This is a genomic window from Silvania hatchlandensis, from assembly GCF_025564065.1.
Classification (GTDB): Bacteria; Pseudomonadota; Gammaproteobacteria; order Enterobacterales; family Enterobacteriaceae; genus Enterobacter; species Enterobacter hatchlandensis.
The window spans coordinates 185,923-198,609 of record NZ_JAMGZK010000053.1; the positions used below are offsets into that span (position 1 = coordinate 185,923).

General features: G+C 57.4%; 11 protein-coding genes and 2 tRNA genes. 8 read left to right on the forward strand and 5 right to left on the reverse strand.

Features of this window, described 5'->3' with window-relative positions:
• The first annotated feature begins 16 nt into the window (after positions 1 to 16).
• On the forward strand, positions 17 to 598 hold the full coding sequence (gene sodB, locus M8014_RS18065) for a superoxide dismutase [Fe] (protein WP_271283768.1): 582 nt from the start codon (positions 17 to 19) through the stop codon (positions 596 to 598).
• Between the two features lie 36 nt (positions 599 to 634).
• Here sodB and M8014_RS18070 read toward each other — a convergent pair whose 3' ends face one another.
• Together M8014_RS18070 and cydH are read right to left on the reverse strand one after the other, a co-directional pair.
• Positions 635 to 1,801, reverse strand: a complete 1,167-nt coding sequence (locus M8014_RS18070; RefSeq protein WP_271283769.1) for an MFS transporter — start codon at positions 1,799 to 1,801, stop codon at positions 635 to 637.
• Positions 1,802 to 1,965: 164 nt separating this feature from the next.
• Positions 1,966 to 2,055 (reverse strand): cytochrome bd-I oxidase subunit CydH, encoded by a 90-nt coding sequence (gene cydH, locus M8014_RS18075; RefSeq protein ID WP_271269819.1) that lies wholly within the window; start codon positions 2,053 to 2,055, stop codon positions 1,966 to 1,968.
• A 295-nt stretch (positions 2,056 to 2,350) separates the two neighbouring features.
• On the opposite strand from cydH, the gene purR reads away from it, so the two are divergent.
• Positions 2,351 to 3,376 (forward strand): HTH-type transcriptional repressor PurR, encoded by a 1,026-nt coding sequence (gene purR / locus M8014_RS18080; protein WP_271283770.1) that lies wholly within the window; start codon positions 2,351 to 2,353, stop codon positions 3,374 to 3,376.
• Here the strand turns inward: purR and punR are convergent.
• Positions 3,373 to 4,305 carry a DNA-binding transcriptional activator PunR gene (punR, locus tag M8014_RS18085; protein WP_271283771.1) on the reverse strand — a complete coding sequence of 311 codons (933 nt, stop codon included), beginning with the start codon at positions 4,303 to 4,305 and terminating at the stop codon, positions 3,373 to 3,375. The genes purR and punR overlap by 4 nt on opposite strands.
• A 116-nt stretch (positions 4,306 to 4,421) precedes the next feature.
• On the opposite strand from punR, the gene punC reads away from it, so the two are divergent.
• Complete coding sequence (gene punC / locus M8014_RS18090) at positions 4,422 to 5,615, forward strand: purine nucleoside transporter PunC (RefSeq protein WP_271283772.1); 1,194 nt, start codon at positions 4,422 to 4,424, stop codon at positions 5,613 to 5,615.
• A gap of 271 nt (positions 5,616 to 5,886) precedes the next feature.
• Positions 5,887 to 7,035, forward strand: coding sequence for a cyclopropane fatty acyl phospholipid synthase (gene cfa, locus M8014_RS18095; protein ID WP_271283773.1), 1,149 nt, complete (start codon positions 5,887 to 5,889; stop codon positions 7,033 to 7,035).
• Positions 7,036 to 7,067: 32 nt separating this feature from the next.
• Here cfa and M8014_RS18100 read toward each other — a convergent pair whose 3' ends face one another.
• Positions 7,068 to 7,709: a riboflavin synthase subunit alpha gene (locus tag M8014_RS18100; protein WP_271283774.1), complete on the reverse strand. Its 642-nt coding sequence runs from the start codon at positions 7,707 to 7,709 to the stop codon at positions 7,068 to 7,070.
• A gap of 223 nt (positions 7,710 to 7,932) precedes the next feature.
• Between M8014_RS18100 and mdtK the strand changes: the two genes are divergently transcribed.
• The 4 genes from mdtK to M8014_RS18120 all read left to right on the forward strand — a co-directional run bounded on the left by mdtK (position 7,933) and on the right by M8014_RS18120 (position 11,376).
• Positions 7,933 to 9,306 (forward strand): MdtK family multidrug efflux MATE transporter, encoded by a 1,374-nt coding sequence (gene mdtK / locus M8014_RS18105; RefSeq protein WP_271283775.1) that lies wholly within the window; start codon positions 7,933 to 7,935, stop codon positions 9,304 to 9,306.
• 151 nt (positions 9,307 to 9,457) lie between these two features.
• Positions 9,458 to 9,534 (forward strand) — tRNA-Val (locus M8014_RS18110).
• An 11-nt stretch (positions 9,535 to 9,545) separates the two neighbouring features.
• Positions 9,546 to 9,622 (forward strand) — tRNA-Val (locus M8014_RS18115).
• Between the two features lie 143 nt (positions 9,623 to 9,765).
• Positions 9,766 to 11,376 (forward strand): FAD-NAD(P)-binding protein, encoded by a 1,611-nt coding sequence (locus tag M8014_RS18120; RefSeq protein WP_271283776.1) that lies wholly within the window; start codon positions 9,766 to 9,768, stop codon positions 11,374 to 11,376.
• Here the strand turns inward: M8014_RS18120 and M8014_RS18125 are convergent.
• Positions 11,363 to 12,676 (reverse strand): amidase, encoded by a 1,314-nt coding sequence (locus M8014_RS18125; protein WP_271283777.1) that lies wholly within the window; start codon positions 12,674 to 12,676, stop codon positions 11,363 to 11,365. The two genes, M8014_RS18120 and M8014_RS18125, sit on opposite strands and share 14 nt — an antisense overlap.
• Positions 12,677 to 12,687 lie beyond the last annotated feature (11 nt).

Here is a 12,687-nt window from a genome sequence, read left to right on the forward strand (position 1 = left end):
AATAAGGAGAGAAGCAATGTCGTTTGAACTACCTGCATTACCGTATGCAAAAGACGCCCTGGTCCCGCACATTTCTGTGGAAACCCTGGAATACCATTACGGTAAGCATCACCAGACCTACGTCACCAACCTGAACAACCTGATCGCTGGCACCGCGTTTGAGGGCAAAACCCTCGAAGAGATCGTGCGCGGCTCCGAAGGGGGCGTGTTTAACAATGCCGCGCAGGTCTGGAACCACACCTTCTACTGGCACTGCCTGGCACCCAATGCCGGTGGCGAACCAACGGGTGAACTGGCTGCGGCCATCACCTCTACGTTTGGCAGCTTCGCCGCCTTTAAAGCGGCGTTTACCGATGCAGCAGTGAAGAACTTTGGCGCAGGCTGGACCTGGCTGGTTAAAGAGGCGGATGGCACGCTGGCAATCGTCTCAACGTCCAATGCAGGAACGCCGCTGACCACGAACGCTACGCCGCTGATGACCGTCGACGTGTGGGAACATGCGTACTACATCGATTACCGCAATGCGCGCCCGAACTACCTTGAGCACTTCTGGGCGCTGGTGAACTGGGAATTTGTCGCGAAGAACTTCGCAGCATAAATGCAGTGCAGAAGGGCTCGCCCTTCTGCACTATTGTTACTCAGTGGCACCCACCGGCTGCGGCTGATTTCTGCCGGATGCGAGCACCAGAATTAGGCCCAGGGCGGCAATCATTGCCCCCATTACCGGCACAAAGCTGTACCCCATGCCGCTGGAGATCACCGCCCCGCCTGCCGCCGCGCCGAGCGCATTGCCCAGATTGAAAGCACCGATATTCACTGACGACGACAGCCCCGGCGCATCGCTGGCGACACGCATCACGCGCATCTGCAGCGGCGGCACCACCGCGAACGTTGCCATCCCCCACACCACCATCGCAATTGCCGCCCCGATCTCATTGCGTGCCAGCCAGGGAATTGCCAGCATAATCACGATCAGCAGCAGTAAAAAGCCCTTCAGCGTGCCATTCACTGACTTATCCGCCAGCTTGCCGCCCAGGTAGTTGCCCAGCGAGAACCCAACGCCGATCAGCACCAGCATGGCAGTGACAAAGGCCGGGGTCGCCTGGTTGATGTCGTGCAGCACCGGCGAAATATAGGTATAGAGGGTAAACATTGCCCCGGCGCCCAGCACCGTGGTCAGCAACGCAGACAGCACCTGCGGGCGCATCAGTACCGCCAACTCTTTGCGCACCTCCGGCTTTTCACCCGCACCGCCTTTCGGCAATGAGAAGAACAGCGCGATTATCGCCACCACGCCAAGCCCCGCAGTCGCAAGGAACGACATCCGCCAGCCAATCACTTCGCCCATCCACGTCGCCGCCGGGACGCCGCCAATATTGGCAATCGTCAGCCCCATAAACATGGTAGCCACTGCGCTCGCCTGCTTATGTTTAGGCACCACGCTTGCCGCCACCACTGAGCCCAGGCCAAAGAAGGCCCCGTGGTTCAGGCTGGTGAGGATGCGGGACAGCATCAGGGTGGTGTAATCCGGCGCGAGGGCTGATAGCACGTTACCAACGGTAAAAATCGCCATCAGGAAGATCAGCGCATTACGACGGCCACGATGCGACAGGAGAAGCGTCATCAGCGGTGCCCCCACCATCACACCGATGGCATAGGCGCTGATCAGCATCCCTGCGGCGGGAATAGAGACATCCACACCCCGGGCGATGACCGGTAACAATCCCATCGGGGAGAATTCAGTGGTGCCAATGCCAAATGCACCAATCGCCAGGGCCAGCAGGGGAAAATTGATTTTCATACTTCAACTCCAGACACCGTGTCGTCAGGCGACACAGAACAATGAAGGCGAAAGCATGACATCAATCACAAAAAATGAGAAGTTTACATTTTGGCAAAAGATTATTGCAGGAGGCGTAACAATCAGCCAGGAGAAACGAGGGAGAGCAGGCTCCCCCGTATCGATCAGTGCAGCGCAGCAGTGAAAGCACTCGCCACGATCAAACTCAGGACAATAACGGTCGTAACCAGCGAAAACTTAAGATCGGTACTCATCAATTTTTCTCCTTTTAATCACCCCATGAAGAGTGAGCTTGCTCATTTTTACACAGTTCACAGCAAAAATCTTGCGGGTTTTAGGTGGATTACCGTTTTTGTTCTTCCCCTTTTGGTCAAGATCAGCCAAAATTCCACGCTAAATTTATTAGCGTACCGGCCATTGACCCCCTCCTGACGTCCTGTGTCGTTTTCCCGGCGTACCGCAATTCAAATTGCGCAATTAGGGCGAGTGAAGGCAAACGTTTACCTATTGGTTTTTCAGGAGCTTAGATATGGTCTGGAGTGACATCTGATGGCAACAATTAAAGACGTGGCGAAACGCGCAAACGTTTCCACTACAACCGTATCACATGTGATTAACAAAACGCGCTTTGTCGCGGAAGAGACGCGCAACAACGTCTGGGCGGCGATTAAAGAGCTGCACTATTCTCCAAGCGCCGTGGCCCGCAGCCTGAAAGTGAATCACACCAAGACAATCGGCTTACTGGCGACCAGCAGCGAAGCGCCCTATTTTGCTGAAATTATTGAAGCCGTAGAGAAGAATTGCTTCCAGAAAGGCTACACCCTGATTCTGGGCAACGCCTGGAACAGCCTCGAGAAACAGCGGGCCTATCTGTCGATGATGGCGCAAAAGCGCGTTGATGGCCTGCTGGTGATGTGTTCCGAATACCCGGAATCGCTGCTCAGTATGCTGGAGGAGTATCGCAATATTCCGATGGTGGTGATGGACTGGGGCGAAGCCAAAGCCGACTTTACCGACTCGGTAATCGATAACGCCTTTGAAGGCGGGTATATGGCCGGTCGGTATCTGATCGAACGCGGCCACCGCGAAATTGGCGTGATCCCAGGGCCGCTTGAGCGCAACACCGGCGCCGGTCGACTGGCAGGCTTTATGAAAGCGATGGAAGAGACGCTGATCACTGTGCCGGAAAACTGGATTGTGCAGGGCGACTTTGAGCCGGAATCCGGCTACCGCGCGATGCAGCAGATCCTCTCCCAGAGCCCGCGTCCGACGGCGATATTCTGCGGCGGGGATATTATGGCGATGGGCGCGCTGTGCGCCGCCGACGAGATGGGCCTGCGCGTCCCGCAGGATATTTCGCTGATCGGCTATGATAACGTGCGCAACGCGCGCTTCTTTACGCCGGCGCTGACCACCATCCACCAGCCGAAAGATTCGCTGGGGGAGACGGCCTTCAATATGCTGCTGGATCGTATTGTCAGCAAGCGCGAAGAGTCACACTCCATTGAAGTGCATCCGCGTCTAATCGAACGCCGCTCGGTCGCGGATGGTCCTTTCCGCGACTACCGCCGTTAATCCTCCCCGGGAGCCAGCCCCTCTGGCTCCCGCAGCCACTCCTTATTCATCGTTTCGCTATCGCCGAGATACGCCAGCAGCCACGCCAGGGCCGGAGAGATATCGTTTTGCTGCCAGGTCAGGCAGCAGGCGGCATCCGGGAAGGGATTTTCCAGCGACAGCGCCACCCACTTGCCACTGTCAATCCACGGTCGGGCGACGTGCGCCGGTACCATCCCCACGCACAGTCCGGCAGAGAGACAGGACGCTGACGACTCCCAGTCCGGGGTCACGATCCGCCGCTGATTATCCAGCAGCCAGGTGATGCGCTTCGGCAACGAACGTGAGGTATCTTCCCGCACCAGCGATGGCCAGTTGCGCAAAGTATCATCGCTGAGCGGCCCTGCCATCGCAGCCAGCGGATGGTGGCTGGCCACCACGCAGTTCCAGCTCAGGGTGCCCATATCGCGAAACGCATAGCGCCCCCCTACCGGGATAGCCTGGGTCGCACCGATCGCCATCTCGACCCTGCCGTCCGCCAGCGCATCCCAGACGCCATTGAAGACCTCCTGGGACACCCGCAGCTCCACGTCAGAAAAGTGACGATAGAAATCAACGATCATCTGCCGGGTGCGCTCGGGGCGCACAATATTATCCACCGCAATCGACAGATGGCCTCGCCAGCCGTTGGCAATCTGCTGACACTGTTCTCGGGTGATCTGCATTTTTTTGATAACAGATCGCCCCTCCTTGAGAAACCACACCCCGGCGGGCGTCAGCTCCACATCCCGGTGACGCCGTTCAAACAGCGGCACCGCCAGCCACTCCTCCAGCTGACGCACCGTATAGCTGATGGCAGAAGGCACCCGGTGCAGCTCCTGCGCTGCACCGCTAAAACTGCCGTTGCGCGCGACGGCATCCACCACTTCTAGAGAATATTCTGACCACATTTTCTGCCTGCAAAATTTTTGAATGCAACAGCCAAATATTAGCGTTTCACAAGCCGGATTGCACTGCCTACACTCTGCGGCAATGACACCTGCACCTATAACGGAGAATAAACACAGTGATACCTGGGAAAGGATTTTTAGTCTGGCTTGCCGGGCTGAGCGTGCTCGGCTTCCTGGCAACTGACATGTACCTGCCCGCTTTTGCGGTCATGCAGGAAGATTTGCAAACCCCGGCGGCGGCCATCAGCGCCAGCCTGAGCCTGTTCCTGGCAGGCTTTGCCTTTGCGCAACTGCTGTGGGGACCGCTGTCCGATCGCTTCGGACGCAAACCGATTCTGCTGGCCGGGCTGGCCATTTTTGCCCTCGGCTGTCTGGGGATGCTGTGGGTCCGCGACGCGACCTGGCTGCTGGTGCTGCGCTTTATTCAGGCGGTCGGGGTGTGCGCTGCGGCGGTCACCTGGCAGGCGCTGGTAACCGATTACTATCCGGCCTCGCGCGTTAACCGCATCTTCGCCACCATTATGCCGCTGGTCGGGCTTTCTCCGGCGCTGGCGCCGCTGCTCGGCAGCTGGATCCTCGCCCATTTTGACTGGCAGTCAATTTTTGCCGTGCTGTTCGTTATCGCCCTGGTGCTGATGATCCCGGCCTTTAGCCTGAAGCCTGCGACGGCGAAAGCGCCCGCAGAATCTCGCGTCACCTTTTTATCGCTGCTGCGCTCACGTGTTTATAGCGGTAACGTGCTGATCTACGCCGCCTGTTCGGCAAGCTTCTTCGCCTGGCTGACCGGCTCGCCGTTTATTCTCAGCGAAATGGGCTATAGCCCGGCCGCAATCGGCCTCAGCTACGTGCCGCAAACCATCGCCTTCCTGATTGGCGGTTACGGCTGTCGCGCCGCGCTGCAAAAATGGCAAGGACCTCAGATGCTGCCGTGGCTGCTGGGCCTGTATGCGCTCAGCGTCATCGCAACCTGGGCGGTTGGGTTTATCCCGGGCGTGGGTCTGGCTCCGCTGCTGGTGCCTTTCTGCCTGATGGCGGTGGCCAACGGCGCGATCTACCCAATTGTGGTGGCTCAGGCCCTGCGTCCCTTCCCGCAGGCCACCGGCAGCGCGGCGGCTCTGCAGAACACCCTGCAGCTGGGGCTGTGTTTCCTGGCGAGCCTGCTGGTCTCGTGGCTGATCGCCACCCCGCTGCTGACCACCACCAGTGTGATGCTGGTCACCGTGGTGTTGTCTGTGATGGGCTATCGGATGCAGTACGTTCGCGGCCGCCAGCAGCAGGACGATCTCAGCGCAGAATCCTCGCGTGCCTGATGACACCGACTCTGCCATTAGCGTGCTAACCTTCTGGTGTTGAATCACGCTTTTTTCAGGCCTATACTTATTTGTGCGTTCTAATAAATACGATAAGTATTAGGCATTAACGGGAGCAGGAACGCTCCCGTTTCTCCATGGATGGCCTTTCGGCAAGGGTAATCTCCCTTCCTCTGTTCTACGTCGGATATTAGCCTCGCGGGTCATCCCCGTGAGATTTCTCACAGCCCTTATCCCGGGGGTTATGATCACAGCAAGTGATGGAGAAGCTATGAGTTCATCGTGTATAGACGAAGTCAGTTTTCGCAACGACAGCTGGTTCAGGATAGTGAATGAAATGCTGACCCGAGCGGGCATTACCGTCAACGGTCCGGCAGCGTCCGATCTGCAGGTCAAACATCCCGACTTTTTTAAACGCATTATGCAGGAAGGTTCCCTCGGCCTTGGCGAGAGCTATATGGACGGCTGGTGGGAGTGCGAACGGCTGGATATTTTTTTCAATAAGGTCCTGCGGGCCGGACTGGAAAATCAGCTTCCCAGCCACCTGAAAGACACCCTGCGTATTGCCACCGCCCGCCTGTTCAACCTGCAAAATAAAAAACGCGCCTGGATTGTTGGCAAGGAGCATTACGATCTTGGCAACGATCTGTTCAGCCGCATGCTTGACCCAACGATGCAATACTCATGCGGCTACTGGAAACAGGCCGAAAGCCTGGAACAGGCGCAGCAGGATAAACTGCGGCTGATCGGCGAGAAACTGCAGCTCCAGCCCGGCATGCGGGTGCTGGATATTGGCTGCGGCTGGGGTGGGCTGGCGCATTTTTTAGCCAGGCACTATGGCGTCAGCGTGGTGGGTGTGACCATTTCGGCGGAACAGCAAAAAATGGCTCAGTCTCGCTGTCGCGACCTGGATGTCACCATTTTACTGCAGGACTATCGCGATCTTGACGATCAGTTCGACCGGATTGTCTCCGTGGGAATGTTTGAGCACGTGGGGCCAAAAAACTACCCGACCTACTTTAACGTCGTCGATCGCAACCTCAAGCCGGACGGTCTTTTTCTGCTGCACACTATTGGTTCGCAAAAAACCGACCATCGTGTCGATCCATGGATCGACAAATACATCTTTCCGAATGGCTGTTTACCCTCCATTCGCCAGATAGCGAACGCCAGTGAAGCGCATTTTGTGATGGAAGACTGGCATAACTTTGGCGCGGATTACGACACCACCCTGATGGCGTGGCATTCGCGTTTCCTCGCCAGTTGGCCGGAGATCGCAGACAACTATTCTGAACGATTCAAACGGATGTTCAGCTATTACCTGAATGCGTGTGCCGGTGCGTTTCGTGCGCGGGATATTCATCTGTGGCAGGTGGTTTTCAGCCGCGGGGTGGAGAACGGTTTGCGGGTGGCGCGCTAAAAAAACACCCCGGGAAACCGGGGTGTTTTTTATTATTCGATATCGAGCGCTTGTTGGATGGCGGCCTCTTTTGCCGCCAGCACGCGCTCAACGGTATCCACTACCGCCTGGGTCTGGGGATCGATCTCAATATTGACCCGATGCCCCAGTTTTTTCGCCCCCAGCGTCGTGCGCTGCAGCGTCTCAGGGATCAGGTGCACGCAGAAGCGGGTTGGCGTCACTTCACCCACGGTCAGGCTGATGCCGTCCACGCCGATAAAGCCTTTATACAGGATGTACTTCAGTAATAACGGATCCTGAACCTTAAACCAGATTTGGCGGTTATTTTCCGAGGTCAGGATTTTGGAAATTTCAGCGGTGGTCATAATATGACCGGACATTAAATGCCCGCCAATTTCATCGCTGAACTTTGCCGCGCGCTCAACGTTAACGTCGTCGCCCACCACCAGCTCACCGAGGTTGGTGATACGCAGCGTCTCTTTCATTAAATCAAAGCTAATCAGGTTGCCGTTAATTTCGGTAACCGTCAGGCAACAACCGTTATGTGCAACCGAAGCACCCGTTTCCAGGCCATCGAGCATATACTCCGGCAGGGCCACAATATGGGTGCGGAAGTTCGGTTTTTCATCAATGGACACCAGTTTCGCGGTGCCCTGCACAATACCAGTAAACATGCTTACCACTCCTGTTTGTTCCTTCGGTGCTGACACCGTTTAATCGCACCACAATAACAGTTGAAAATAGAGGTTGCCAGCACACTACCTTTTCTGGCGATTTTTTCACTAGATAATTAACCATTCCCCGCTACAATAGCTGGAATTCCCCGCATCTTCTTCTTGCTGCTTTTCGCAGCGGCTTTTTATTCTCTCAAATAACAACAAGATCAAAGGTGTTCACGTGCAGAAGTACATCAGTGAAGCGCGTCAGTTATTAGCTCTGGCAATCCCGGTGATCCTCGCGCAAATCGCCCAAACCTCAATGGGATTCGTTGATACCGTCATGGCCGGGGGTTACAGCGCCACCGACATGGCCGCCGTCGCTATCGGCACCTCTATCTGGCTGCCGGCTATTTTATTTGGTCACGGTCTGCTGCTGGCCTTAACCCCGGTGGTTGCCCAGCTTAACGGCTCCGGACGCCGGGAGCGCATTGCCCACCAGATCCGTCAGGGCTTCTGGCTGGCCGGTTTTGTTTCAGTGTTAATCATGATTGTGCTGTGGAACGCGGGCTATATTATTCACGCCATGCGCAATATTGACCCCATGCTTGCGGACAAAGCCGTCGGCTATTTACGCGCTCTGCTGTGGGGGACCCCGGGATATTTATTCTTCCAGGTAGCACGTAATCAGTGCGAAGGTCTGGCGAAAACCAAACCGGGTATGGTGATGGGCTTTATCGGGCTGCTGGTCAATATTCCGGTGAACTACATCTTTATTTACGGTCACTTTGGCATGCCGGAGCTGGGCGGCGTTGGCTGCGGCGTGGCGACGGCTGCAGTGTACTGGGTGATGTTCTTCAGCATGCTCTCCTACGTGAAGCGCGCCCGGTCGATGCGCGATATTCGCAATGAGCCCGGATTCAGCAAGCCGGATATGGCGGTGGTTAAGCGCCTGGTACAGCTGGGCCTGCCGATTGCGCTGGCGCTGTTCTTTGAAGTCACCCTGTTCGCCGTGGTCGCCCTGCTGGTGTCCCCGCTGGGCATCGTCGACGTAGCCGGGCACCAGATTGCCCTTAACTTCAGCTCGCTGATGTTCGTTCTGCCGCTGTCGCTCGCCGCTTCCGTGACCATTCGCGTCGGGTATCGCCTCGGTCAGGGCTCAACGCTGGAGGCACAAACTTCAGCGCGTACCGGGATAGCCGTGGGGATCGGCATGGCGATGTGTACCGCCCTGTTCACTATCACACTGCGCGAGCAGATCGCGCTGCTGTATAACGACAGCCCGGAAGTGGTGATCCTGGCCTCGCACCTGATGCTGCTGGCGGCGATTTATCAGATCTCCGACTCCATCCAGGTGGTCGGCAGCGGCGTGCTGCGCGGCTATAAAGACACGCGGTCGATTTTCTTTATTACGTTCATCGCCTACTGGGTACTGGGTCTGCCGAGCGGCTATATCCTGGCGCTTACCGATCTGGTCGTCGACCGGATGGGCCCGGCCGGGTTCTGGATTGGCTTTATTATCGGCTTAACCTCTGCGGCGATCATGATGATGCTGCGGATGCGCTTCCTGCAGCGCCAGCCTTCAAGTGTGATTTTGCAACGCGCTGCTCGCTAATTACTCACCGGCCGCCTGCGGGCGGCTACTTTCTCTTCACTTTGCGCGGGAATGAAGCAATCGCGTGAAATCTGAAAGAAAAATGCAGTTTACCTCTTGCCTGATGCGGCCACTGCCGCTAATATTCGACCCCGTTGTCACACACAACATTGCGTTCATAGCTCAGTTGGTTAGAGCACCACCTTGACATGGTGGGGGTCGTTGGTTCGAGTCCAATTGAACGCACCATTCTCTACAGTGCGTCCGTAGCTCAGTTGGTTAGAGCACCACCTTGACATGGTGGGGGTCGGTGGTTCGAGTCCACTCGGACGCACCATTTCAGTCCTGAAATGGTGCACATCCCTCTGAATTTTCTTTCTCCTGTACCTTTTCTTATTGCTCAATACCCGTTTTCTACCACACTTATCCTGCATGACTTTATTCCCCATGGATTCGGTAAAAAAACAGCGGGTGACATCAATGAAAAAAATCGCCATTGTCGGTGCGGGACCCACCGGTATTTACACCCTTTTCGCGCTGCAAAAGACCAACACGCCCCTTTCCATCACCGTCTATGAGCAGGCCGATGAGGCTGGCGTGGGTATGCCGTACAGCGATGAGGATAACTCGCGCATGATGCTGGCCAATATCGCCAGTATCGAAATTCCGCCTCTGTTCTCGACTTACCTTGACTGGCTACGCAATCAAAACGAAGCGCATCTGGCGCACTACGGCGTGCAGAAATCTGCGCTTCACGACAGGCAATTTCTACCGCGCATTCTGCTGGGTGAATACTTCCGCGATCAGTTTGTACTGCTGGTTGAGCACGCCCGCGCTCAGGGGTCTGAGATTACCGTTAACGAGTCCTGCCCGGTTATCGACATCGCCGCCACACCCGAGGGCGTCAACCTGTGGACGGAAGGTGAACCGGAGCCAAAATCATTCGATCTGGCGGTGATCGCCACCGGGCACGTCTGGCCGGAGGAAGACGCCTCGTCGCGGGCCTTCTTCCCGAGTCCGTGGTCCGGGCTGATGGAGGCCAAAATCGCTGCCGGCAACGTGGGTATTATGGGCACCTCCCTGAGCGGCCTCGACGCAGCGATGGCGGTGGCTATTCAGCATGGTACCTTCGTCGAAGCCGATAACGAGCAGATCCACTTCCAGCTCGATGAAGGCAGCGAGGCGCTGAAGATTGTGCTGATGTCCCGCTCGGGCATCCTGCCGGAGGCCGATTTTTACTGCCCGATCCCCTACGAGCCGTTAACCATTGCTACCGAACAGGCGATTGACGCCGCGATCGAGCAAGGTTCAGAGGGCTTACTCGACCGCATCTTCCAGCTTATGGTGGAAGAACTGCAGCGCGCCGATCCGGCCTGGAGCGAGGCGGTCGCGCTGAACGCTCTCACGGCCGACAGCCTTCGCGAGGCCTGGTTTGCCGACCGGGAAAAAAACGGCCCGTTCCGCTGGGCGGTGTCGAATCTGGATGAGGTGGAGCGCAACAAACGCGACCGGCGAACGGTGCCGTGGCGCTACACCATCCTGCGTCTGCACGAAGCCGTCGAGAAAATTGTCCCTCACCTTACTGAACAGGATCGGGAGCGTTTTAACACCGGTCTGGCGCGGGTGTTTATCGACAATTATGCGGCCATCCCGTCCCGGTCAATTCGCCGGCTGCTGGCCCTGCGCGAGGCGGGCATCATCAGCATTCTGACGCTGGGCGCGGATTATGAAATGGCCCTAAAAACGGACCGAACGGTGATTAATGCCGAGGGTAACAGCTGGTCGTTCGATACCTTTATCGACGCCCGCGGGCAGAAGCCGCTCAAAACCAAAGACCTGCCGTTCCCGGTGTTGCGCAAACAGCTCGAGTCCGCCGGCGAGGCGATCCCGGACGTCGGGGACGATTACACCCTCCTCGCCCCGGAATACCTGCGCGGAAAAATTGCCTTTGGCGCGCTGCCTTACCTGATGCACGACAGGCCTTTTGTACAAGGTCTGGTGGTGTGCGCCGAAATCGGGGAGTCAATGGCGAAAGCCGCCGTCCAGCCCACCTCCCGGGCGCGCAGACGGCTGCCGTTTATCGGGGATTAAAAGCAGTTTCGCAGGCGGCGGCCAGCGCCAGTAACGAGGACTCATCCTCTGCGGTCGAGAGGATTTCGAGCCCCACGGGGAAGTGAGTTCGCGTTCTTGCACAGGGGAGCGTGATGGCAGCAAAACCGCTGATGGCCGCCAGTTCGGGTGCATGGCCGGGCGGCATTTTTTCCAGGCTGTCCGGTAACCGACACACCGTCGGGTAGAGAAACGCGTCTATTCTTCCCTGCTCCGCCACCTGTATCAACGCCATACGTAACGCACGCCGCAAGCGCCGTCCGGCCAACCATGCGGGGGTTTTCAGCGTCCTGCAGGACAACATGCTGGTCAGCAGCGGCAAGAACTCCGCTAAATATTGCCCGGAGGCGACAATAGCCTGAAGATCGTGCGGTGCGCCAGGATGCTGTTGCAACCAGCCGTCAAAGGCCACGCGAAACTCGTACATACTCAGGCATGTCGCCATTTCAACGTCACGCAGCAGTGGAATGTCAACCGCCACCACCGCCGCGCCATGCAGCCTCAACCTTCCGATGGCGGCGTGCCAGGCTTCAAGCTGGTGCGGATCGTCCCCTTCGAGGGCGCGGATCACGCCAAATCTCACCCCTTTCAGCGATACGGTTTCGACGGTTGACGGCGGGTGCCCATGCATAATCCCGTGCAGCAATGCAGCATCCTGCACGCAGTGCACCATCGGCCCTACGGTATCTTTACTCAACGACAGCGGCGCGATGCCAGCCATTTGTTCCCGGCGGACCCGCGGTCGTAACCCCACCAGCCCGGTATAGCTGCACGGAATGCGAATCGACCCACCGGTGTCGGTGCCTAGCGCCCCCTCAGCCATCCCGGCCGCCACCGCCGCGGCGCTGCCGCCGCTGGAACCTCCTGCGGTAACGTTCGGGAACAGCGGATTGCGCACGTCGCCACCGAGCGAACTGCGGGAGCGGACGTCAAAGGCAAACTCGGACATATTTGCCCGCGCCAGAATAATGGCCCCGGCATCGCGCAACCGGCGAACCACCAGCGCATCGGCTGTCGGTTGTAGCGCGCTCAGCGACGAACAGCCCAGCGTCAGCGGCAACCCGGCGCAGGCGATGTTATCTTTCACGATCAACGGTACGCCATGTAATGGCCCGGAAAGCATGCCGCGACGCCGCAGCGTTTGACACTGCATCGCCTGCGACAGGGCGTCAGGATTGACGCCCAGAATGGCATTCAGATCCGCTCGCCTTTCAATCATGGTCAGCCGTCGGGTTATCTCCTCGGGACAGTCTACCGGAGGGATCAGCCGTCTGTTTCGCATAGTGTTCCCTT

Excerpts from the sequence above, each read along its gene's own strand:
- sodB (WP_271283768.1), top strand. The coding sequence starts at position 17 with ATGTCGTTTGAACTACCTGCATTACCGTATGCAAAAGACGCCCTGGTC.
- M8014_RS18070 (WP_271283769.1), bottom strand. The coding sequence starts at position 1,801 with ATGAAAATCAATTTTCCCCTGCTGGCCCTGGCGATTGGTGCATTTGGC.
- cydH (WP_271269819.1), bottom strand. The coding sequence starts at position 2,055 with ATGAGTACCGATCTTAAGTTTTCGCTGGTTACGACCGTTATTGTCCTG.
- purR (WP_271283770.1), top strand. The coding sequence starts at position 2,351 with ATGGCAACAATTAAAGACGTGGCGAAACGCGCAAACGTTTCCACTACA.
- punR (WP_271283771.1), bottom strand. The coding sequence starts at position 4,305 with ATGTGGTCAGAATATTCTCTAGAAGTGGTGGATGCCGTCGCGCGCAAC.
- cfa (WP_271283773.1), top strand. The coding sequence starts at position 5,887 with ATGAGTTCATCGTGTATAGACGAAGTCAGTTTTCGCAACGACAGCTGG.
- M8014_RS18100 (WP_271283774.1), bottom strand. The coding sequence starts at position 7,709 with ATGTTTACTGGTATTGTGCAGGGCACCGCGAAACTGGTGTCCATTGAT.
- M8014_RS18120 (WP_271283776.1), top strand. The coding sequence starts at position 9,766 with ATGAAAAAAATCGCCATTGTCGGTGCGGGACCCACCGGTATTTACACC.
- M8014_RS18125 (WP_271283777.1), bottom strand. The coding sequence starts at position 12,676 with ATGCGAAACAGACGGCTGATCCCTCCGGTAGACTGTCCCGAGGAGATA.